19 protein-coding genes, 1 tRNA gene, 1 pseudogene and 1 riboswitch are annotated in these 21,889 nt (G+C 57.5%); of the genes and pseudogenes, 9 read left to right on the top strand and 12 right to left on the bottom strand.

Annotated elements, in window-relative coordinates:
- Positions 1 to 29: 29 nt before the first annotated feature.
- The 3 genes from ACXAGD_RS13680 (at position 30) to ACXAGD_RS13670 (ending at position 3,203) form a co-directional block, all read left to right on the top strand.
- On the top strand, positions 30 to 839 hold the full coding sequence (locus ACXAGD_RS13680; protein WP_475211402.1) for an IclR family transcriptional regulator: 810 nt from the start codon (positions 30 to 32) through the stop codon (positions 837 to 839).
- A gap of 357 nt (positions 840 to 1,196) precedes the next feature.
- Entirely contained in the window at positions 1,197 to 2,507 is a 1,311-nt protein-coding gene (locus ACXAGD_RS13675) for a type IV secretory system conjugative DNA transfer family protein (RefSeq protein ID WP_475211401.1), read from the top strand.
- A 237-nt stretch (positions 2,508 to 2,744) separates the two neighbouring features.
- On the top strand, positions 2,745 to 3,203 hold the full coding sequence (locus ACXAGD_RS13670; RefSeq protein ID WP_475211400.1) for a phage regulatory CII family protein: 459 nt from the start codon (positions 2,745 to 2,747) through the stop codon (positions 3,201 to 3,203).
- A 155-nt stretch (positions 3,204 to 3,358) separates the two neighbouring features.
- Here the strand turns inward: ACXAGD_RS13670 and ACXAGD_RS13665 are convergent, their stop codons facing one another.
- Genes ACXAGD_RS13665 through ACXAGD_RS13645 form a run of 5 tightly spaced genes read right to left on the bottom strand, consistent with a single transcriptional unit; the run spans position 3,359 to position 6,733 of the window.
- Positions 3,359 to 4,003: an energy-coupling factor ABC transporter ATP-binding protein gene (locus ACXAGD_RS13665; RefSeq protein WP_475211399.1), complete on the bottom strand. Its 645-nt coding sequence runs from the start codon at positions 4,001 to 4,003 to the stop codon at positions 3,359 to 3,361.
- Positions 4,000 to 4,779, bottom strand: coding sequence for a cobalt ECF transporter T component CbiQ (gene cbiQ / locus ACXAGD_RS13660; RefSeq protein ID WP_475211398.1), 780 nt, complete (start codon positions 4,777 to 4,779; stop codon positions 4,000 to 4,002). The genes ACXAGD_RS13665 and cbiQ overlap by 4 nt, the downstream gene beginning before the upstream one ends.
- Entirely contained in the window at positions 4,779 to 5,336 is a 558-nt protein-coding gene (locus ACXAGD_RS13655; RefSeq protein ID WP_475211397.1) for a cobalt ABC transporter permease, read from the bottom strand. Before ACXAGD_RS13655 ends, cbiQ begins: the two co-directional genes overlap by 1 nt.
- On the bottom strand, positions 5,333 to 5,944 hold the full coding sequence (gene cbiM, locus ACXAGD_RS13650; RefSeq protein ID WP_475211396.1) for a cobalt transporter CbiM: 612 nt from the start codon (positions 5,942 to 5,944) through the stop codon (positions 5,333 to 5,335). Before cbiM ends, ACXAGD_RS13655 begins: the two co-directional genes overlap by 4 nt.
- Before the next feature lie 3 nt (positions 5,945 to 5,947).
- Positions 5,948 to 6,733 carry a DUF4198 domain-containing protein gene (locus tag ACXAGD_RS13645; RefSeq protein ID WP_475211395.1) on the bottom strand — a complete coding sequence of 262 codons (786 nt, stop codon included), beginning with the start codon at positions 6,731 to 6,733 and terminating at the stop codon, positions 5,948 to 5,950.
- Positions 6,734 to 6,863: 130 nt separating this feature from the next.
- Positions 6,864 to 7,070: riboswitch (cobalamin riboswitch) on the bottom strand.
- A gap of 511 nt (positions 7,071 to 7,581) precedes the next feature.
- Here ACXAGD_RS13645 and ACXAGD_RS13640 point away from each other — a divergent pair.
- Positions 7,582 to 7,788: a hypothetical protein gene (locus ACXAGD_RS13640; protein WP_475211394.1), complete on the top strand. Its 207-nt coding sequence runs from the start codon at positions 7,582 to 7,584 to the stop codon at positions 7,786 to 7,788.
- 909 nt (positions 7,789 to 8,697) lie between these two features.
- Here the strand turns inward: ACXAGD_RS13640 and ACXAGD_RS13635 are convergent.
- Together ACXAGD_RS13635 and pdxR are read right to left on the bottom strand one after the other, a co-directional pair.
- Entirely contained in the window at positions 8,698 to 10,617 is a 1,920-nt protein-coding gene (locus ACXAGD_RS13635; protein ID WP_475211393.1) for a DUF3604 domain-containing protein, read from the bottom strand.
- Positions 10,618 to 10,745: 128 nt separating this feature from the next.
- A complete protein-coding gene (gene pdxR / locus ACXAGD_RS13630; RefSeq protein ID WP_475211392.1) occupies positions 10,746 to 12,182 on the bottom strand; it encodes a MocR-like pyridoxine biosynthesis transcription factor PdxR in 1,437 nt (478 codons plus the stop codon).
- A 60-nt stretch (positions 12,183 to 12,242) separates the two neighbouring features.
- Between pdxR and ACXAGD_RS13625 the strand changes: the two genes are divergently transcribed.
- Positions 12,243 to 12,893, top strand: coding sequence for a pyridoxamine 5'-phosphate oxidase family protein (locus ACXAGD_RS13625; protein ID WP_475211391.1), 651 nt, complete (start codon positions 12,243 to 12,245; stop codon positions 12,891 to 12,893).
- Positions 12,894 to 12,902: 9 nt separating this feature from the next.
- Positions 12,903 to 13,649 carry a pyridoxine 5'-phosphate synthase gene (locus ACXAGD_RS13620; RefSeq protein WP_475211390.1) on the top strand — a complete coding sequence of 249 codons (747 nt, stop codon included), beginning with the start codon at positions 12,903 to 12,905 and terminating at the stop codon, positions 13,647 to 13,649.
- Between the two features lie 101 nt (positions 13,650 to 13,750).
- Here the strand turns inward: ACXAGD_RS13620 and ACXAGD_RS13615 are convergent, their stop codons facing one another.
- Complete coding sequence (locus ACXAGD_RS13615) at positions 13,751 to 16,003, bottom strand: CHASE2 domain-containing protein (protein WP_475211389.1); 2,253 nt, start codon at positions 16,001 to 16,003, stop codon at positions 13,751 to 13,753.
- Positions 16,004 to 16,094: 91 nt separating this feature from the next.
- Positions 16,095 to 16,910 (bottom strand): FecR domain-containing protein, encoded by an 816-nt coding sequence (locus ACXAGD_RS13610; RefSeq protein WP_475211388.1) that lies wholly within the window; start codon positions 16,908 to 16,910, stop codon positions 16,095 to 16,097.
- 37 nt (positions 16,911 to 16,947) lie between these two features.
- Between ACXAGD_RS13610 and ACXAGD_RS13605 the strand changes: the two genes are divergently transcribed.
- Complete coding sequence (locus ACXAGD_RS13605) at positions 16,948 to 17,235, top strand: hypothetical protein (protein ID WP_475211387.1); 288 nt, start codon at positions 16,948 to 16,950, stop codon at positions 17,233 to 17,235.
- Between the two features lie 137 nt (positions 17,236 to 17,372).
- Here the strand turns inward: ACXAGD_RS13605 and ACXAGD_RS13600 are convergent.
- The 3 genes and pseudogenes from ACXAGD_RS13600 to ACXAGD_RS13590 form a co-directional block, all read right to left on the bottom strand.
- A pseudogene (locus tag ACXAGD_RS13600) lies at positions 17,373 to 17,636 on the bottom strand (GMC family oxidoreductase N-terminal domain-containing protein); the annotation flags it as partial.
- 29 nt (positions 17,637 to 17,665) lie between these two features.
- Positions 17,666 to 19,288: an AMP-binding protein gene (locus ACXAGD_RS13595; protein WP_475211386.1), complete on the bottom strand. Its 1,623-nt coding sequence runs from the start codon at positions 19,286 to 19,288 to the stop codon at positions 17,666 to 17,668.
- A gap of 35 nt (positions 19,289 to 19,323) precedes the next feature.
- The gene (locus ACXAGD_RS13590; RefSeq protein WP_475211385.1) at positions 19,324 to 20,499 is read right to left on the bottom strand and encodes an acyl-CoA dehydrogenase family protein; all 1,176 of its coding nucleotides are present in this window, start codon (positions 20,497 to 20,499) and stop codon (positions 19,324 to 19,326) included.
- Between the two features lie 103 nt (positions 20,500 to 20,602).
- Between ACXAGD_RS13590 and ACXAGD_RS13585 the strand changes: the two genes are divergently transcribed.
- Complete coding sequence (locus tag ACXAGD_RS13585) at positions 20,603 to 21,484, top strand: LysR family transcriptional regulator (protein ID WP_475211384.1); 882 nt, start codon at positions 20,603 to 20,605, stop codon at positions 21,482 to 21,484.
- A gap of 246 nt (positions 21,485 to 21,730) precedes the next feature.
- Positions 21,731 to 21,820 (top strand) — tRNA-Ser (locus tag ACXAGD_RS13580).
- Positions 21,821 to 21,889: the final 69 nt, after the last annotated feature.

Here is a 21,889-nt window from a genome sequence, read left to right as displayed (position 1 = left end):
AGAAAGCTCTGAAAAACAAGGCTACGACAATGTCCGAGCAGAAAACGAAACTTCAGAAATACTCCGCCCCTGCGCTGGAAAAGGGGTTGGATATTCTTGAGTTTCTTTCGCTTTCGGACACGGCGCCCACGTTGTCACAGCTGGCGCAGGGAATCGGCCGGTCAAAAAATGAAATCTTTCGCATGATGATTGTGCTGGAAGAACGCGGCTATATCGTTCGTCAGGAAGGTGACCTGTTCAAACTGACCGGCAAACTGGCTTTGTTGGGTGGAGATCGGACAGATAACAGCAAGCTGGCTGAATTGGCCGAGCCTTATATGACCCGTTTGGCTGAAGAGACCGAACTCTCTAACCATCTTTGGGTTCCCAACAGCAAAGACGAGTTGATCGTTATCAACAGTGTTTCGTCTGCCCAAAATTATGGTGTTACGGTGCAGGTGGGATACACGACACCAGTGTTTCGCACGTCTGCAGGAGCGTGCTTCCTGTCAGAGATAGCCGCGGAAGAAGACAAAATTCGTTTTCTGCGCCAGATCGCTCCAAATGAAAGTGAGGATGGTCTTCATGAGTTTTCTGATCAGGCCGAAATATGCGCTAATCAGGGCTATGTCTCGCTCAGCAGTCCGGAGAGCAACGCGATAAGCGAGATCTCTACGCCCATTCGCCACGGTACGGGCCAATCGGTGATAGCGTCACTGACCATCCCACATTTCGCCACTGCCTTGATCGACAATCGACGCGAGTTTGTTGTCGAGATGCTTAAGACAACGGCGGCACAGCTACAGGCCAGTATTGCGACCCGAATGCCCCTGAGCCGCGCGCCTTGGTATGCAGTCTGAAGTGCATATTTTTCAGTAAACGAGATCGTACAAAGCTGAGCGCGCTGCAGCAGATTGCGGCGACGCGTCAACTGCCCCAACAGCGCCTCGATTGGGCGGAACAGACACGTATTTAGCGGCCGCCTGATCTGAATAAGGGTGCGACTGACTACGCGGTGGGTTTACGGTTAGGTAGATGCCAGATCTCGATGGCCTTCGGTTAGATCTTTCGGTGAGGCGGATGATCTCTGGTATCTCAAAGGCGACCACGTCCAGCGAGCTTTTACGGGCCACAAAATCCGCTCTCCTATTTTGAAAGCAATTCCCACCGCAGATGAATAACTCAGGGTCTCCCTCGACAAAACAGGAGCGTCCTTGATGCGTGCACTCAAACAGAAGCATGGTTCGAACTCGTTGGAAAAACTTCCTGAATTGCCGCTGGGGCGCAGGGTGCCCAAGAACCTTGAGCGACCTGCCGGATTTCTCCGCCCTGACGAGCCGGAGACGTTTTCGCCACCGGCCTGGGTGACGCCACATCATCAGGGTCACATCATTTCCGTTGCCCCGACAGGGTCGGGAAAGGGGGCAAGTCACCTCATTCCTGCACTGCTCACATGGCAAGGCCCAGCCGTTGTGCTGGACGTGAAAGGAGAGGCTTGGGCAACGACGGCTGCGGCCCGCAAAGCGATGGGACATGAAGTTGTTTTGTTGGACCCTTTTTGCCTGTTTCCTGAGGATGACGCCGGCGCTTTCAATGTGCTGGACTTGATTGATCCCGATCGGCCAGATTTTCAGGAAGAGTGTTTTGCGTTGGCGAAACGCGTAGCCCCGGATCGATCCGTGAGTGACCCGTTCTGGGATCAGAGCGCAGTCCAGATGATTGCCGATCTTGTGGCTTATGTGTGCGGAGAGATGCCTCGGGGGCTGCGGAACCTGCCGGAAGTTGCCTATCAGGCAATGCAGTCAAACAAAGATCTTGAATTGACGGTCAAGGATTGCCGACGATCTGGAAACACGGTCATCCGGCGGGCGCTGTCTCAGCTTTCGGGTGCTGAAGCGAAAGTGAAAGCCTCTATCGTATCCACGGCTCAACGATGGATGCCTGCCTTCTCAAGCGCGTTGATCCAGCCGTCGATCACAAAAACAACGTTCGACCCCGCCGCTTTGGTTCGTGGAGAAAAGGTCACGATCTACATCGCCGTGCCGCCGCATCGGCTGACGAATGCGGGGCCAATTCTGCGTCTTTGGCTGGGTGCTTTGATGGCCCTGTTTCAGACCAGAATGACATTGCCCCCACGGGAAACGCTGTTCTTGATCGACGAAGCGTGGCACCTTGGATATCTGCCAGAGCTGGAAATGGCGACCACATTGATGCGCGGATACGGCGTGCGTTTGTGGAGCTTTTGGCAGGACCTCGAGCAGATCGCCTCGCGCTACCCCAAAGCCCACGCGACCATCCTGAACAATACGTCCACCATCTGCGGATTTGGGTTTCACAATTCGGCGGCTCAAAAAACATTTGCTGACCGGCTGGGGTTTCCGGATTGGGCGCATACCCCCTTAAAGCCTCGCCTTGCGCTGCTACACCGAGCAGGCCAACGCGGACAGTTGATCAATCTGGAACGATACTTTGAGATGGAGCCGTTTCAGGGCCTTTGGCGGGCAGCGCCGCTTAGTCCTTCGCGTTAAACAAAAGACATCTGATCACGCGCCGACAGAAAACGGAAGGGCCAAGGTCCTTTCGGGTACACTGGGAATTTGGCAAATCGCCGGAGTTGAAACAGGATAAGAAGCGTGATTTTCTGGCCTGGTGCAGTGCGGATTTACTGATTTATTTCAGGTGCAAAGGGTTTAACCCGAGAGGCGTTCCAGATCGTGGCACGTAATTTTGGATCGAAGATTTCGGTTGGTTAGGTGAGGTCGGGGATGGATCGCGGGAAAGAGTTTGCAGATCTTGTGCATGGTGTGCTGACGAACACAGCAAGAGGTCAGTTGACCGAAATCGCCGAGGCTGTAGGCCTGTCTTATGACGCGTTTTATGCACGGCTGCGCAACCGCGTCGTGTTTTCACCCGAGGAGGTGCGCGCATTGATCGCCGCTGTACCGGATGCTCGGATTGTCAGCTGGGTACTGCTGAACACAGGCTATATCGCTGCCGAGCGAGGTGCATTGGATGAACCCAACCTGACGGAACAGGAAAGCTTGCGCCATTCGGTTATCCGGATGCTCATCGAAGCCTCGGAAGCTGCATCGCAGGTCGAGTCCGCCTTGCGTGACGGGCATGTCGATCATCGAGAAGCGATCCAAATTCAGCGGGACATTGAAACTGCCGAACGCGCGATTGCTACATTGCGGGCCCATGTCGCTCGCTACCGTTGCACTTAGTTTTTCAGGGAACTCCTTGCCGCTTGGCCATCGGCGAAGAGCGCTAGGATGCGGCTGTCCTAATGGCCGTTGTAGTGTGGCCTTACAGGTGTTTCCAATCTGCGGAGCAGCCGATTTGTTGACGCCTTCGGGAGTGGGGGTGCGTCACGCTTGATCTAAACAAGCTGGCCGTTTTGTAAGTCCAACTCGTCCGGTGTCAGCGCGGAGCGGAAAGCGGGGGAGTGGCTGACCAAAAGGATGGCCTGTGGCAGCGATTTCAGGATTTCCAGCAGACGCGCTTCGTTCTTGGTGTCCAGCGCGTTGGTGGGTTCGTCCAGCAACAGCACTTCAGGCTGCATCGCCAGAACCGTGGCCAGTGTCACCAGCCGTTTTTCCCCTCCCGAGAGTTTATGTGTGATGCGGTCTTTCAAGTGCATCAGGTCCAGATCACCCAGAACCGAGTCGACTATAGCCAGCGCTTCGTCCCGCGTCTTGCCTAGGTTCAAAGGACCAAAAGCGATATCTTCGGCCACCGTGGGGCAGAACAGCTGATCGTCGGCATCCTGAAACACAAGGCCCACCCGGCGGCGCACTTCGTGAAAATCGGCCTCGGCTTTGCGCTGTTGCCCAAAGACAGTAACCGTGCCCGAGGTCTGGCGTTGCAGCCCCAGCGTGATGCGCAACAGGGTCGATTTGCCGGCACCGTTCGGACCTGTCAGCGATAAGCGTTGTCCGGCGCTCAGCGTTAGGCTGGCCCCGTTCAGAACGGGGGCCTGGCCGGGATACGCAAAGCAGATGTTTTCAAGCGCGATCAGGGTCATGCGAAATCCAATATAACCAGGCCAAGGCAAAGGATACCCATACCCACTGTAAAAACGATGTCCCTGCGGGTCAGGGTAAAATCCTGCAGCAGCAGCATACGCCCCGAAAAACCCCGGCACTTCATTGCGCCGAGGATGCGTTCCGACCGTTCGATTGCGCGCACAAGCATCATGCCAACCAGATAGCCAAAACTGCGATAGGTGTGCCAGTTCGTTCCCGGTCGAAAGCCGCGCACTTTCATTGCAGAACGCAGGCGCAGGTATTCTTCTCGCAGAACTTCGATGTAGCGGATGGTGAACATCAGCAGGTGCACAAGTTTCTCGGGGCAGCGCAGCTGGTGCAGGGCGTGGCCAAGCGTGACGGGCTCCATCGTACCGACCAGCACCATTAAGGACAGGATCACTGTATTTGCGGTCAAGGCGATCTCAATTGCTTTCCACAGACCCTGCCAACTGGCGGGAAAGCCCCAGACAGTAAATATGGGATCACCGGGCATGGAAAAGGGCAGAAGGACCAGCATGAATATGATGAACCCGTCCATCATGGCCATGCGTTTCAGCGTTTTCCGCCAGGGTAGGCGTGACATCAACAATAGGGAAAGCGACACTGTCAGCGCAGCACAGAGTGCGGGGATGGACGACAGCGAAACGGTCACGATGCCAAAAATCACCGCGGTCACGATCCGAACGCGCGGATCCAGCGGGCTGATCAGGCCTTCGCGCTGGACACCTGCCTCGGAGAGTGTCTTTTCACGAGGTCCCAGCGCGTGTGCCATCAGGCAGCCAACTTCCGGCGCGCGGCCAGATAAAAGCCCAGCCCGAACAGCCCGACAATATAGCCGATCCCGCCGAGGATGGTCTGAAGATCGTTCTGTTCGCGATAGGCCGCAATTTCTCGGCGAAGCGGGCGCATCTCGTCGCGGACGACTTTGGCAATCACCTGTTGCTGTTCGGCGTTGAAAGACGCTGCATCACCTGTGGTGGTCGCGGCAGGCGTTTCAATGGCTTCGACACCCATGATTTCGGCCACTTCCGCGGCAGGCATGGTAATTTCAGCGATGTGGCCCGCGCCGAGATCCGCGAAGAATGTATGCGTAACGGCTGAAGTTGGTGTGTAGATAAAGAACCCGTCCGCGTCTGTGACCACGCGACCCAACTCGGTCCCGTCCGGCCCGGTTACGACAACCTCGGTATCGCTTGCCATATCGCCGTTTGAAAACCCAAGTTCACCTTCAATGGCGTCGCCCGATGCAAAGACACCTGCGATGACCTTATGGGCCAGCGCGGGCAAAGGCGCGCAGCAAAAGGCCAGAATTAGAACCAGATGCTTCATGTGGTTGCCCCTTTGACAAAGAGTTCCGGCTTAACCTTGCGAGCTAGTAAAACGGCGAACCCGGTCAACACCGCTTCGATCACCATGACGGGGATATGCGCGAAAAAGACAAGCTTGGCGGCGGGCAGGAATTCATCGCCGGACAAAGCCAGCGATATGGCAACCATCCCGGTTGTGGCGGCGATAGCGAAAGCGCCCCCAACACCACCCCAGATCGCGCCGTGCAGGGGTGAGCCACTTGCGATCAGGCGGCCAAACACCATACCTGCCAGAACGGCAGGCAGTGCGATATTAAGGGTATTTATCCCCAAAACCGTCAGCCCGCCAAAGCCAAAGAAAACAGATTGCAGCAAAAGCCCGACGAACAACGCCGGGAAGGCGGCCCAGCCGAGCAACAGCCCGGCCAAGCCATTCAGGATCAAATGCACCGACGACGGACCAATGGGGACGTGGATCAGCGAGGCCACAAAAAACGTGGCCGAAAGCACCCCCGCAGTGGGGATGCGATCAAGGTCCAGCGACCTGAGACCCATTGCTATCCCACCCGCGGCAGCAACTGCGCCGCCAATGACAACCGGGTTGGACAGGGCTCCGTCGACGATGTGCATTTCTTACTCCATGTCCCAGGCGCGGATCCAGATGACCGCATCCTGGCTGAGTTCTTTGCCCTCATGCTCTGTTGCCCGGCCTGCACCAAGTGCGGCAAAGCCCCAGTAGCCGGCCTTTGGTACGCCGAACGAGAAATAGCCGTTGTCGTCAGAAATGGCGACCACAGCACCGCCGGGCATCGGCGAAACGGACGGAGTGGAGGACGCAGCGCTGTCCATGTCCGGCTCGGCGGCCATGTACTCGATCTCGATCTCGGCACCTGCAACCGGCTGGCCATCGGCCAGAACGCGTCCGGTGAAGGTCGAGCCCGCGATGACGTTGGTCGGCTTGTTCAGCGGAATGATCTCGGTCGGTAGTCCAACCGGGTTCATCCAGTCGGTCGGCAGCTCGTTGCGGTTCAGGAACGCTTTGGTGAGCTGCTGGATGTAGATATCCTCGGATTCTTCATAGTAAGGCTGAGGAACGGTAACCAACACGTAGTCGCCGGAACGTTTCACAGGAACCGAGCCCTTGAACGCCGCCCCTTCGTTTTCACCACCGGTGAAGCGAACGGGTTCCAGTGTGCCCAGCAGGTCGGTTTTTTCACCGTTGTGGATCACATAGAACTCTTGCGGCTTTTCCAGATCCATGACGTGGCCGTTTTCGAACGGGTGCCAAAAGATCAGTTTGACCGGCACATCGCCCGGTTTCTCGATCATGGTGTTGGTGGTGTATTCCAAAAGGAAATGCGCCTGCGCCATGGCAGGAATTGCCAGCGCAGCGGCAGCCGTGCAGAGCAGCTTTTTCATAAGGTCTTGTCCTTGTCCCGTTGTGCCAACCCCGGCACATAAATTTTGTTTGACGACGGGATAAACGGGACCTTGTGCCCTTTTGTGGGCACCGGCCCGACGCGCACCCCGGCATCGGTGACGCACCCCTTCCGGGGGTGCATGTCTGGCAGGTCTCCTGACTTGCAGGTCAAAGCATCGGACTGGCCTTCCCGGGAAAAAATCCCAGTGGCATATCAGCCTTGCTCGCCGCTCACAGTTGCGGGGGCAGTTGCGGCATTGGGTTGTCGTTTGACAGAACCCGCACCGCATTCCCTTTTATCCGGGCGAACCCGGAACCAAACATGCAAAAGCGCATGCCAGACTCATCCGTCGTCAGTCAACTCAAATTTTGCGGCACCTCAACGATTGCTATCTTGCACACTTTCGCGTTGCCCCTCTACCGCGAAGCCTCGCGTTCCGGTCTGGGGGCCTTGAGGATGCTGTTGGTTTTTTAGGGAGCGGGCGGAATTCAGCCGCCTTACAAGCAGCGCGACTATCTATGCCCTCTAAGAAACGCCTGACGCTTTCGTTCAGAGCCTCACTCTTTTGCGCCTGCGTCATGTTGTTCGAAGACAAAGTGGCCCGTGCCTCAGGCGCGCTATTCCCGCATTTTCTCACTCTTTTAACCCGGCTCATGGGAGTGCCAACAAATGGCGCATCCAGCGGCTGATGCTTGGGATACAACCTCGCATCCCGGGGAACGGAGAATAGCCAGATAGGGCAGAATTACATGCAGATCGAGCTAAGAGATTGTGCGTTCGAGCGCGGGGGCAAGTGGAAAGGTAGAGTAGCGAGTATTGCGCCTTCGCTCTTGCTGGGTTTTGTCGGTGGTAGCCGTCACGGCAACGACGGGGCATGCCGAGGTGATCGATAGCGCGCGGACGTCTCCGTTCATCAATGTGGTGGATGAAGACCTGGTTATCAGAGACGCCGGATCGATCGAGGCGAAACCATTGGCCGGACTGGGTTTGGTCGTCTTTGCCCTTCCGGATTGCACAAGCACCCTGACCAACACCGGCGCAGTCCAGGTTTAGGTCAGGGGCAACACCAATGCCGGCAGAGACGTCATCGAGTTGCTGGGCCTGTCTGACAGCTTCGAGAATAGTGACGCGCTGAAGATAGACGTGAATACTGCGAACGGCAGCGCGTTTTTTAACGTGGTTGAAGTTTCAGGCGCGGGTGGGATCACTGGCAGCGCGAGCAGCTCCGGGGCAGTCTTTGGGCGTGCGACAGGCAACAACGCATTCGTAGACGGGGCTATTCGACTGACGTGGGCGGCGGCAGCCTGACCGCCTCCTTGGTAGCGGTACCAATACAGTCGGCGAGGTTGGTTTGAGCTATGAGAAAGCCTTTAATCACGGGGGCAACCTTCGCCTTAAGGCGAGATCGACCCTTGGTGCCGACATATCCACACGGGCTTTGTAGGCCTCCTACGAGTGGCAGTTCTAACCCCGCGCGGGTCCCTGAAGCCGTGTGAAGGCGCACTGGCGGAATTGAGGCAGGTACGCCCCAGAAAACCTCAAGACCGCATCGTTAGCTGTTTGGACCAGTACTGCCGTGCAGACTTTTCGATTGATGGGATCCCAATGAGAAAACCAAAAAGTAATGCAATACTGCTTGGCCTCAAACCCGCTAGTGACGCCAGCTTACTTATGGACCCCGAGTTCTGCGCCCCACGTGTTGCCACGTTACAAAATCCGGACGGTCGAGGTTTTGAAGATCCGGGCCTGAAAGCGGTTCGCGACGCAAAACGTGCCGCGGACTGGTAAGCTTCTACCGGGCGTAGTCCTTGGCGCTGCTTTTTGCGGGTGGTGATCGTGGCGGTGATCTGAGGTCGATTGGAACTCTGCGGAGCATGCGCGCGGGTATTGGGCCTACGGCGTGGGCGCCTGCCCCGAGGGACAGGCTAACACATCGCTCGGACAGTCTAGCTTTACTGCGGTTTAGCCGGGGGTGTACCAGATCGGCGAGGAATAGGCGCGTTCCTGATGGATCAACTGTGCCTCTTTTGGCAGATCGATGCCAAAGCGCAGCTTGTCATACAGCACCCAGCGCGGGGTGGGAATTTCAAGAACCCGCACATAGTAGAAAGCTCGCTCGTTCGGATCGAAGTCAGGATCGGTCCAGACCGTGACCAGTTCGGATGCGCCGATTGTGTTGCTCCAGCTTGCGGTGTCCAGATTTACGGTGTTGCCGACCTCGGGCAGGTTGCCATCCGCGTCCATCTCACGATCATCAGACCAGACCACATTATAGACTTTTTCCTGCAGCGCTCCCTCGGCGTCCAGCCAGCCCTTGACCACCTGAACCCGGTCCAGATTTGCGCCAATCGGGTCGCGCAGAGCGCCGATCAAGAATTTTGGGGCACCATCCCCTTCGCGCGGGCGCAGGTCGCTGCCCATTGGGACGCCTTTAGTGTAGCCGACATCAGCAACAAGCCGGGTCAACAAGTCTTCTTCAGTGAAATCCCAACCGCCAAAGAACCGCAGTCCGATGCGGGGGCCGGTGGTTGCATAAGTTTCCCGGCGTTTGAACGCATCGAAAATGGCCGCACGTGTGTTATCGGCCGCCCAAACAGCAGTGTAACCCGACGCAACCAGCGTATGACCTTCAAATGCCCCCAGATCGCTTTCCACAAACGGGTGCAAGACCCGCGTGGCCGAAGGTTCCGCGCTGACGGACTTGCCGAAATAGTTCTCTTCCTCGGCGGTGGCCAGTGACGTATGGCTGTCGGTCGCTCCACCCATCCCGAACTTATAAGGGTTCACGCCGAACTTTTCTTCCAGCGCCAGACCGCGTTTCAGGGCCTCGCGTGCGTATTCCCCGGCCAGCATGTCTTCGGTTTTCAATTCGGTGATATCCAGATTGCCGACATCCCAGTTTTCATAGTCGGCAAAGGCATCATCGGGGCTAAGGAACGGGTGCGCCTCGCCATCGCCTTTGATTTGTGTGACTTCGTAGTGAGGCTCCCACTTGGCGCGGTTCTGAACATATTCCTCGTCGACCTTGCCACCGTGATAGGTGTCTTCGGTCGGGAACATCCATCCGTTCGACAGGTTGCCGTTATGGGCAAAAGCAACGGCGCGGCCGCCCGTTTTCGACTGATACTCCTCAAGCCAGGCATAGAGCGCTTTGGGATCGGTATCCCCATAAGGCGGTTGCGTCACCGGTGGCACCATCTGCAGCGCCCGGATTGGTCCATCCCTCAGCATCACGTTGCGATGCAAGTTGAACCCCTTAGGAACCGAGGTCCATTCAAACCCGATAAAGGCCGTGAAATTGCCGGGGTCGTTGTGGCGCTCCGCGGCCAGAACGATCTGTTCCCAGGTAAAGGCAAAGGCATCCGCACCGGGGCTGTAGGATTCAAGCAAAAGCTCGGGCAGGGTCATCTGCGAAAAGTTGGTGATGATATCAAACGCCGCTTTCGCCGCGTCTTCGCCACCGGCTTTGTAACCCTCATACCACTCCAATCCCTTCGGTTCGGCCAGAACACCGGGTTTGCCCGCCTGCAGATCGGGGGCAAAACCCATCAAATCGGTGTGGTCGGTTAGCACCATCCAGTCCAGCGGCCGGGCCAGCCTGACGGGTTGGCCAGTCGAGGAAATGACCTGCTCACCTTTGGCGAACCGCCACGCATCATCGGGCAGCAAAGTGTTGCCAAACGCACCGGCGTCTAAGGACAGCCCGGTGTGCAAATGGGTATCGCCCCACAGCGGACGTTCCGGGAAGGACCGATTGGCATAGGGTGAAAATGGTCGTTCAGCAAAGGTCCCCTCGGCGGCTTCCTTGCTGGGGACAGCGTCAGCCATCACACTTGCTGGCAGGAATACCAAAGTGAAAAAGCAGAAAGACAGTCGAAGCATGTGAACCTCCCCCTCACAGACACCGCGATTAGAGTTAAGAAAATATATATCTTGTTTTTACGATATCATGTTGCTTGGCGCATTTGTAAAAAACTTCGAGGGGCGTACGCGCTGCTTTGCGAGGCAGTTCAGGCTTGTGTGCGAAGGATGGTGATCAATCGTTCTGCTGCGTCCGAAAGTATCTCCTCGTCGAAGGCTGCGTATCCCAGCAAGAGCCCTTGCAGTTTTTTAGGAAGTACGCAGTGGTCCGACAAGGCACTGACGCGCAGACCGTTTTGGTCGGCCTGTTTGCTGATCTCAAGATCGGACATCCGAGCAATAAGAGGATCCTTTGCCGACACGCATAAGTGCATTCCGGAGGAATCGGGTTGAAGGTCCAGTAGGTCCGCAGCAGGGGATAGTGCATCAAGAAGGTGGCTCTGACGCTTGGCATAGACGCGTCGCATTCGACGCAGGTGCATTGCAAACTCACCACTGTTCATGAACGCCGCCAATGCGGGCTGCGGGATCAGTGAGGCGCGGGGACCGACGCGGCCAAGATAGGCCAATGTGCTGGGCAGAAGGCGTTTGGGGACCACCAGATAGCCGATCCTAAGCGCTGGGCTGACCAGTTTCGAAAAACTGCCCAGGTAAATCGTGTTGTCCAGACCGTCCAGCCCCGAGAGTGAGGGCAGGGGTTGCCCGCGATAACGGAATTCACTGTCATAGTCGTCCTCGATTACGACGGTTCCGGTCTGCTGAGCACGCTCAAGCAAGGCGACCCGGCGGGACAGGGGAAGGCTCACCCCCGTTGGATAATGCCGCGAGGGGGTGACGATCGTGGCATGTATTCCGTTCGGAATGCGCTCAATATTCATTCCGTCTTGGTCAATGCGGACGGGATGGGCGTTGTTGCCTGTGTCAGCAAGAATTGTGTGCAGTTTGGGCCAGCAGGGGTCCTCAACCGCGACCTGCTTGCCCACGCCCAGCAGGCCATGGAAAATCACCTCGAAAGCCTCTCGTGCGCCAGAGGTGATCACCACCTGACCGGGATCACAGGACAGGTGACGCCACGCAGTAAGGTGGTCCGAGATCGCTTCACGCAGCGGATACCAGCCCAGCGGGTCCGGGCGGGCCAAAAGCGCTGGCGTTGGGGTTCGCCATGCGCGTTCAAGATGACGCGCCCATTGTCGGTGTGGCAACAAGGTTTGATCGGGCAGTCCGGTTTGAAAGGTGCGCCATTCCGCGGTCATCGGACCGGCCGGACGCGGGATAGGCCGTGGGTGTGACAGGTGCGTGATCTCGCTGGCGATAAAGGTTCCGCTGCCTTGCCGGGTGACCAGATATCCTTCGCTGATCATCTGGTCATAGACCGCCTGAACCGTCGTGCGAGAAATTGACAGCTCGGACGCAAGAGCCCGGCTGGCGGGCAGACGTGCGCCGGCCAGATCCGGAGACTTTGAGACGACGGACCGCAGCGCCTCCAGCAACTGGGCCTGCAACGGTGCCTTCAGCGACGCATCCAGCGAGATCGCAAACAGGTCACGGTGCAAATTGGCCTTAGAAAAAGTTTCAAAATTGGACATTTGAAAACATCCAATACCCGTGCACTACGGGCATAGCAAGAACTAACCCGAGCTATGACTATGAACGAGACACTGGAAGTAACCGACAGAACACGCTTGCGCAGATCGCATGAGCGGGGGCATTTCGACCGTGCTACGATCAACCAAATTCTGGACGCGCAGCCCATGTGCAGCGTGGGATACGTGATTGATGGCAAGCCCTTTGTCACGCCAACCCTGCAATGGCGCGAAGGGAATCACGTTTATTGGCACGGCTCTTCGGCCAGTCGCGCCTTGCGCAACGCACGCGACGCGCAGGTGTGCCTGTCAGTCGCAATCCTTGACGGCTTTGTGCTGGCGCGGTCGGGGATGCACCATTCAGTCAACTCGCGCTCAGTCACGCTCTTTGGGACCGCTGTCAAAGTCGAAGATCCAGAGGAGAAGCTGGCAAAGCTCGGCCGGTTCGTGAATGGCCTTTTCCCCGGGCGCTATGAAAGCCTGCGGCCGGATCACGCGCAGGATCTGAAGGCGACCATGGTTCTTGGCATGGAGATTTCCGAAGGCAGCGCCAAGACCCGCGCCGGCGGCCCCAATGATGAAGAAGAAGATTATAGTTTGCCGATTTGGGCCGGGGTCATTCCCGTCAGAACCACGGTTGGCGATCCGATCGCCGATCCCCGGAATATCGATGGGGTCCAGGTACCCGAGCATGTGCAGTCTTTTCGGTTGTAGGGCGGCGGCATGACGGACCTTTCGGTAAATCTGAATGTTGCGGCCTTGCTTCGGAACCGGCGCGAGCACCCGTGGCCGGATATCCTGGATCTGGCCCGGATCGCCCTTGCAGCCGGGGCGGCGGGGGTGACGGTGCACCCACGGCCAGATGAACGCCACACCCGACCCGGCGATGTGCGGGCGCTGCGTGCATTGCTTGATGCCGAGTTTCCGGATCGGGAGCTGAATGTCGAAGGTTATCCCGACGCGCACTTCTTGTCGCTTGCTCATGAGGTTCGTGCGGATCAGGTAACGCTTGTGCCGGATGATCCGGCGCAGGCGACAAGTGACCATGGCTGGGAATTCGAAGCACAGGGCGCGATGCTTGCAGACGTGGTGGGTGGACTGAAGAAAAAGGGTCATCGCGTGTCGCTGTTCAGCGACCCGGAGGCGCTGTACATGACCAGCGCAGCGCAGACAGGGACGGATCGGGTCGAGTTCTATACTGGCCCCTTCGGTGGTGCCTACAACGATCCGATCACCGAAGAACGCGAACTAGAGCGGCTGGCCGATGCGACTGCCGAAGCCGAGGCGCAGGGCTTGCAGGTCAACGCGGGGCATGACCTTACGGTCGGCGGCACGCGCAAGCTGATCACCCGCATCCCCTCGATCTCAGAGGTTTCTATCGGTCATGCGCTGTTCTGCGATGCGCTGACATTCGGGATGGCCGAAACCGTTCGTCGCTATCTCGAGTCCTGCGCGCCGTCCGAGGGATGATGACTGTCGGGAAAAGAGTTTGGCAAAAAGGGCAATGCTGACAACAAGATCGTGCCCCACCTTGTACATCTAAACGCTCCATACGCTGTGTACGGGCATGATCATCTGTTCGAAACACCTCGGACGGATGGAGTTGTTTTGCGTTTGTGGTGGCTGAAAATTAATTGATTGGACTGGAACTCCGACCTGAAGTCCGCCGCCCGGCCGGACAATGCGCCATAGAATGTCAGCAAGCCGGGTTCGATATGGCGCGCCTGTGCTATACAATCCTCGCATATCGCTTCGACACGTTCCGCAGGCTGGCGATCACGAATGGCTGCAATCAGCACCTTGTGAGTTGCTTCCAACTTTTGAAACGCGGGTGTGCCTAGCATGGTCTTGTTACCAACCAGAACAAAGACTGGTTCCAGATCGGTTCTCCCTTTTAGATCGACATACCCGGCTTCGAGCATGGCCATGTCATACCTGGTTTTCTCGTAAACCGAATATGAAACCAGAATGTCATAGTCGACGTGACGGCAGCTCTGCTCGATTCGCGCGGCGACGTTCACCACATCCCCGATCACGGTATAGTTGAACCGGCGCTTGGACCCTATATTGCCGACACAGGCACGACCGGTGGCGCAGCCGGTGGCCAGCGCAATCGGTGGCCGACCCTTCATAACGTCCGAGGCATTGAAGTCGATCAGCGCTTGCCGCATCAGCAACGCTGCCTGTGCCGCGCGGCAGGGGTGATCCTCGACCGGTACCGGCGCATTCCAGAAAGCCATAACCGCATCACCGATGAACTTGTCGATGGTGCCGCGTTCCAGCAGGATCTGATCGCCGATCTGCGAAAACAACTGGTTCAACAGGGCGACCAGATCAGTGGCCGATACCGACTCGGACAACGGGGTGAACCCCCGGATATCGGAAAACATGACGGTGATTTCCTGCGTTTCGCCACCCAGTTGCAGCTGATGGCCTGTTCCTTCCATTTCGTCCAGAATTTCGGGAGCAACATAGTGGGAAAAGACCTGCCGGATCACCCGCTTTTCCCGCTCGGTCGAAATAAACAGATAGCCCGCCAGCAAGCCGAAATTGGCCATTCCGCCCATCAACGGAAAGGTGACATCGAACAGGATCAACTGGTTTTGGAAAGCAAGCCAACTGATGCCAAGCACGACCGCTGCTGAGGCACCTCCTGCCACGAATGAGGCCACCGCGCCGAACCGGGCCATGACTGCGATGACAACGAGGCCGAGGGTGACGAAAGAAAGCAACTCAAGCGCCGCGGTCACATCCGAGCGGCTCATCATTTCACCAGTCAGAATCTGTTCGAGGACTTGCGCGTGGATCGATACACCGGGAACAGATTCACCCAACGCCGTCTGGTGCATGTCGAACAGACCGGCGGCCGAAGTGCCGACCAGGATAATCCGACCCTCAATTTCGGCGCGCAAAGCGGGGTTGTCCGGTTCCTGCATGATATCGGCCGCCGATAGATACAGATCTGGATTGTCGCGCCTGTACCGGACCCAAACCTCGCCGTTTTCGGTGGTCGGCAGCCGGAACTCTCCGATCTCGACGGCCAGCATGATGCCAGCTTCGTCCGGCGTGCCCTCGGCAATGATGATGGTTTCGCCCAACGCGACCCTAAGCGTTTCGATGCCCAATCCCGGAAGTGCCCCGTCCGGGCCGCCCCACAGGACGGGAACACGGCGTATGATCCCCATGCCGCCCAGAGGCGAAACGTTGACCCCACCGATACCCGCTGCGCTGCGATCTAATGGCGGAGCAGGGGGCGTCCAATGCGGGACTGTTACCAATCCGGCGGTTGGCGCTTCGCCGATTTCAACGATGCCAGCGTGGGGAGTGACGGCCCTGCCATCTCCGGATTGCCGGGCAGCGGCGCCCAAAACGACCGGCCAGTTGGCGATTTCGAGCGCGAACAGCACATCGTTGTCGAGTTTTGTGGCATGACGATCCACCGAGACCACACCGGAAAGGGCAGGGTCGTTCAAAAGCCGCGCTGGCGAGAACCTGTCGGGCTCGACGAACAATATGTCGAAAGCGATCGCGGCAGCGCCGTATTCGCCCAGGTTTTTGACCATCTGTGCAAGCAGGGTTCTGGGCCAGGGCCATTGCCCCCAATTTGCCAGCGACTGCTCGTCGATATCCACCACACGTATGGGAAGCTCGGGGTTGTACTCTCGCGGTGAAATGCGTTGCAGAAGGTCAAAGTAGATCAGCCGCGTCATCCGCACCGGGTAGGGGTCAAGAACTCGGATGAAACATCCAAGCAGGATCAGGCCGAGCCCTACAAGCTGAAAGGCACGTCGCCGCCCTGTTCTTTCCCTGGGCTTTCCGATCACGTTAGCCTCCGACTGCCGAGGTTGTCCCTGCGCGTGCAGGTGTCACCACGCCATCGCCTGAACTGGTGTCATCAAATGGCGCCCGTTTGTTTTAGCCGCCGCTGTTACCGCCATTCCCGCCAGCGCCACCGCCGTCAGGAGAGCCCCCGAATCCATCCGTATCCCCGCCGCCGATTGTGCCGCCGCTTCCAGGGCCGCCGCTGCCAGAGCCGCCACCAATCGAGCCGCCACGTCCATCCCCGCTGCCGCTGTTGGCACCGATATTGCCCCCGGTGCCGTTGTCGCTGCCGGTTGTGCTGCCGATGTTGCCTCCATTCCCCTGACCGACGCTTTGCGCCGAAGGGGGATCACTGCGCGGTGCCGAGGCTGCGGTGCTTTGAACCTCACTGCGTTGGGTGGGCTCCGACCTTGTTTCCCGCGGCTCGGATCTTGGTGGTGGCGGCAAGGGGTCCGTTCCGCAGCCCCTGAAATCAATTTGCAGAGGGGTCAGCAACTGTTCCTGCGATTGAGCAAAAGGAAACCCGTTTGCAAGTGCGTTGTCGTAGCTTTCCTGGTCGACAGGGCGCCCAACGTTACCGGCTTGAGTCGTTGCCAGAAGACTGCATTGAAGCCCGGCTTCACGGCAGTTGCCGCTTTGGCCGCACATTTCCACACGACCTTGAAGAACAAGCATGGCGCTTTGCGTGCCGGGCACGACCCAAAGATCGAAGGTTGTGCCCCGCACGGCCATGGTTGCGGTCGGTGTTTTGATGGAATAGGCGCGCTTTTTGCTTTTGCCAGAGATGAACCGGAAACTTCCACCCAAGGCCTGAACCGCAAAGTTCTTGGCCTTTCGGTTTCCGCGCAGCATCGTCACATCCAGCATCATGCGCGCGTTTGGTCCGATGGCGATCTTGGTTTCGTCCACGAAAACAAGCTGCACCACACCGCTGCGGTCGGTCGATATGGAATCGCCAGAGGCCACCCCCATACCAGTCCGCAACGGCTGGGTTATTCCCGCGCGCGTGATTTCTGCGCCTTGTTTAACGCCTATGACTTTCCCGATTTCAGCTAAAGCCTGCGATGCCGGCAGAAAAAAACAGCAAATAAAAAGTAACGATCTCAACCAAGCAAAAACCAACATACTTCCCCCACAGGTGGTTCAGGGCGCGGAGCGCCCGCTGCTCGGCTTTGCCTCTATAAATTCGATTGTATTAATCTGTTTTTATAAAATATATACAAATATGCCTTAAAACCTGCTCTTCTTGCAAGTTTTCTGTGTTAGACGTGTCGATGCCTGCGTGAAAAGACATCGACCCTGCCATGTCAGAAGGTCAGTTGGGTGGATTGCCGACCCCGGAATACAGCGCGCGGCTTTTTCTGCGATCATCAGGGTCATGGCGCCATCCACTTTGAACACAGTACGAATCTGCAGGTGGTCTTGCAGGTTTTCACCAACAGCGGGTTGGTCCAGCACCACATCGATGCCATGGGACTTCTGGAACTCGCCGTTGCCAATACCTGACAGCTGCAGGATTTGCGGCGAGTTGATGGCACCGGCCGACAGAATAACCTTGGCCGAGGCCTTCACGGTCACCGGCTGTCCTGCACGACGCACGACGGCGCCGGAACAGCGCGTCGCGCCATCGGCGGTGGTGATCGAACGACTAGAGGTCGGGTTCTTCAGGACTCTGCCGTCTTCATCTTTTCCCTGAGTTGGAATTTCTGGATTTTCCCGGTCGAGGTCTTGGGCAATTCAGAAAAAACAATAGCCTTGGGGGCTTTGAACCCGGCCAGGTGTTCGCGGCAGAAGGCTATGATCTCATCGCCTTCTGCCTCATGACCGGGGCGCAGTTCGACGAAGGCACAGGGCACCTCGCCCCATTTGGGATCGGGCTTAGCCACGACTGCGGCGGCCTGTACGGCAGGGTGGCGGTAGAGAACGGCCTCGACTTCGACCGATGAGATGTTTTCACCGCCCGAGATGATGACGTCCTTCAACCGGTCCCGGATCTGTATGTAGCCATCCGGGCTGACCACGGCAGCGTCTCCGGACCAAAAGTGCCCGTCTTCAAAAGCCTCGGCAGTGGCGGCGGCGTCCTTATAATAGCCTTTCATGACCGTGTTGCCGCGAATGGCGATCTCACCTTGCGTTTCGCCATCCCGGGGGACGGTTGCCCCGCTGTCGCGATCAACAACCGCAACAGATTCAACCATTGGAAATGCGATGCCTTGCTGAGCTTGCAGGCGCGCCTGTTCGGCCGGGATTTCGTTGGCCCAATCCTCTTGCCACAGGCACTGAGAGATGTGGCCATATGTTTCCGTCAGGCCATAAACCTGCATGACGTCCAGACCCATCGCCTTGGTCTTTTCCAAAACCGAAGGTGGCGGTGGGGCACCGGCGGTCATCACTTTGATGGCCGGGTCGAAGGGCTCTGCTCCGGTGTTGTCCAGTTCGGCCAGCATCTGCAGCACGATGGGCGCCGCGCCTAAATGGGTTACGCCATGTTCGTGGATCGAAGCCATGATCTTGTCTGCTGCGGGCACTCGGGTGAATACCATGGTGCCGCCTTGCATCGCCATCACCCATGGGTGCCCCCAGCCGTTGCAGTGGAACATCGGCACAACGGAAAGGTAGACCGGATAGCTGGGCATCTGCCACGCGGCAACGGTGCCAAGCGCCATCAGGTAGGCTCCGCGATGATGATACACCACACCTTTCGGGCGCCCGGACGTGCCCGAGGTATAGTTCAGCGCGATCGCATCCCACTCGTCGTCGGGCAGGGCGGGGCCAACGTGATCGCCAGTGTTCAGAAGCTCGGAATAGTCCTTTCCACCAAGGCTGTCCTGAGCGGCTGCGTTTGGATCGGAGATTTCCATAACCGGGATGTCACGACCCAGCAAGGCAAAGGCCTTTGACAAAAGCGGCACCAGTTCACGGTCGACAATCACCAACCTGGTGTCAGCGTGGTCCAGAATATAGGCAATCGTTTCAGGCTCTAGCCGTGTGTTCAGCGTGTTCAGAACAGCACCAGACAAGGGCACGGCAAAGTGGAGCTCGAACAGTTCGGGAATGTTCGGGCAGAGAACAGAGACCGTGTCGCCCTTGGAGATACCCATTTCAACCAGCCCACGCGCGACCGCGCGCGACCGCCGGACAACTTCGGTCCAATCGCGCCGAAGGTCTCCGTAGATAACCGCCGTGCGGTCACCGTGCAGCGCTGCCGCACGGTACAGAAAAGACAGTGGGGACAGCGGTACATTGTTTGCCGCTGTCTTCTCCATTGCTTCAAAGTGCTTTTGCATGGTCAATCCTCCCCAATAGACCTGCGTGACCGAGTTTAGGTTTCACCGAAACCCTTGGGAACAGGTAAGTCCGGAAGGGTTTTTGCCCGCTTGGCCAAACTACGCCCGATCACCACCCGGCTGATTTCTGTCGTGCCGTCCACGATACGGAGCATCTGGCTAAGCCGCGACAGGCGATCCAGACCGTAAGGTTTGAGCAACCCCATCCCCCCAAGAACCTGCGTGCAAGTATTGGCTGCCTTGACCGCCGCATCCGGAACAAACCGCTTGGCGTGGGCCGCCATAACCGGCCCTTCAGGCGTTCCCAGCGCATGAGCCGCGGCGCGGTACAGCAGGCGCGAGGCTTCCAGTTCGGTCGCGACATCGCCCAGCATCCACTGAATGCCGTCCAGATCCAGGTTCTTGCCGCCAAACATCTTGCGATTCTTGGAATAGCTCAGCGCCGTGTCCAACGCGGCCTGCATCAATCCGCAGCAGCCCGAGGCGATGGATACACGGGCGATGTCGATCGCCATTAGCGACCCTTGCAGCCCTTGCCCGACCGGCAGGATGATATTGTCTTCCGAGACCACGACGTCTTTCATGTACATCTCGGACAGGGGCAGGAAGTTATAGCTGGGCGTTTCATAGCGCGGCCCAAAGCTTAGGCCCGGTGTGTCGGCAGGAATGGCGATCATCGCCATATCCTGGTGCCCGGGTTGGTCGGTCGTCTTCACGACGGTGAAATAGATATCGGCCTCGCCTGCAAGGCTGACCCAGGCTTTGGCACCATTGATTGTCCAGGTTCCATCCGAATTGATCACGGCGCGGCTGTACATGTTGGTCGCGTCAGAGCCCGATTGAGGTTCCGTCAGTGCGAAATTCGCCAGCTTTCGACCGGATGTCAGATCGCGCGCCCACTGTTTCTTGAACGACTCGGTGCCGTAACCGCATCCGGCGAAGGTGCAGATATTGTGCATCGACAGCGCAAACGCATAAGCCCCATCGGCGGTTCCCAGTTCCTCATAAACCCGGATGCCGTCGCCCAGGGAAAGTCCTTGTCCGCCGTATTCTTCGGGCGCATAGAGGCCCGTAAGCCCCTCAGCCCCTGCTTTGTCCGATGTGGCACGCGGCCAAACCCCTGCTTGGTTCCAGGCATCAACGTTTGGGGCGACTTCAGTAGCGGCATGTTCACGCGCCACATTCAAAATTTTTTCAATATCGGTAGACAAGCAGGACCTCCCAAATTCCGGCGTTTGAATTATTTTGCCTGTTTAAACGAGTTTTTTCTTCTACAATATGTCGAAAATTCTGAGCAAGGGATTGAATATTTCAATGGCTGACAGTCTGCCGACACTCAAGGGCCTGAGAGCTTTCGAAGAAGCCTACTGGCATGGCAGCTTCACGCTAGCCGCCAAGGCGCTGAACGTGCAACAGCCTGCAATAAGCTATCAGATCAAACAGCTTGAGCAGGATTTGGGTGCCGTTCTTTTCGAGAAAACGCATGGGCGTCTGGTACCGACCCCCGACGCCAGTGAGCTGTATGAAACAGTATCGCGAGCTTTTCGAAACATACGAACGACGGCGGCCCGGATTCGCGCGAAGGAGGGCGATGGGGTCTTCACAATCGCTACCTATCCGGGAATCGGCACGTATTGGCTATCGTCGCGTTTACCGGAACTGTCGGATCAAATGGGAGCTCAGGTGAAGGTAGTCACTCTGGTCAAGGATGCGGACCTGTTTGTGGAACCAGCTGATTGCTGGATTCTCTTCGGTCAGGGTCAATGGCCTGGGTTCGAGGCCCGAAAGCTGATTGATGAAAGCGTTTGCCCTGTCGCGTCTCCCAACCTTATCGAACGATACCGGCAACCGGACGGCAGCATTGATGTGTCCAACATCCCGCTGATCGAACAAGAAGATCCTGAGAGACGCTGGCTGAGCTGGGAGGCATGGCTGGATCGTTCTCAGGATGACTGGCGTCTGTCCGACAATCGTGTCGTGGTCAATGATCACGGAATGGCGCTGCATCTGGCCCTGACCGGGGCTGGCGTTGCGCTTGGCTGGACCGGCATTATTCAGGACCTGATCGACGGGAAAAGCCTGATCCCCATGTCGACCCACCATGCGCGGTCGGATTTCGGGTATTGGGTTCTGGGCCGCGAAGGGTTTTGGGAAACGACCCAGGGCCGGTTGGTCATCGACCTTTTGAAAGGCTGACAGTGAAATCCAGAATTTCAGTCGCTGTCCGGCTAGGGTTGGCGTGAAGCGTCCGCGTGTTTCGCGAATCCAGTGCCCGTTCTGTTTCCTTGTCGATGGATTTGGTCGATCAAAAACTGCCCGAAACCGTTGCAAAACAGCACGATTTGGTGCGATTTCAAGAAGTTCCGGGGTTTCTAAGAAATCTGCCAAACTGTTGTGAATTGGCCTTGTATTTCCAGCGTTTGCAAGGATATACCCGTCGGCGGAGACGTGGCCGAGTGGTCGAAGGCGCTCCCCTGCTAAGGGAGTAGGCGGGAAACCGTCTCGAGGGTTCGAATCCCTTCGTCTCCGCCACCTACCATTTCTGTAGATTTGGCGCGATCAAAGGCTTGCCTTGCGCGTCTTTGGCAAGCCCTTGTTTTA

The organism is Ruegeria sp. ABF4_144, from assembly GCF_056160045.1.
The sequence above is the reverse complement of the archived record's forward strand: the minus strand, read 5'-3'. Positions and strand labels throughout refer to the sequence as shown.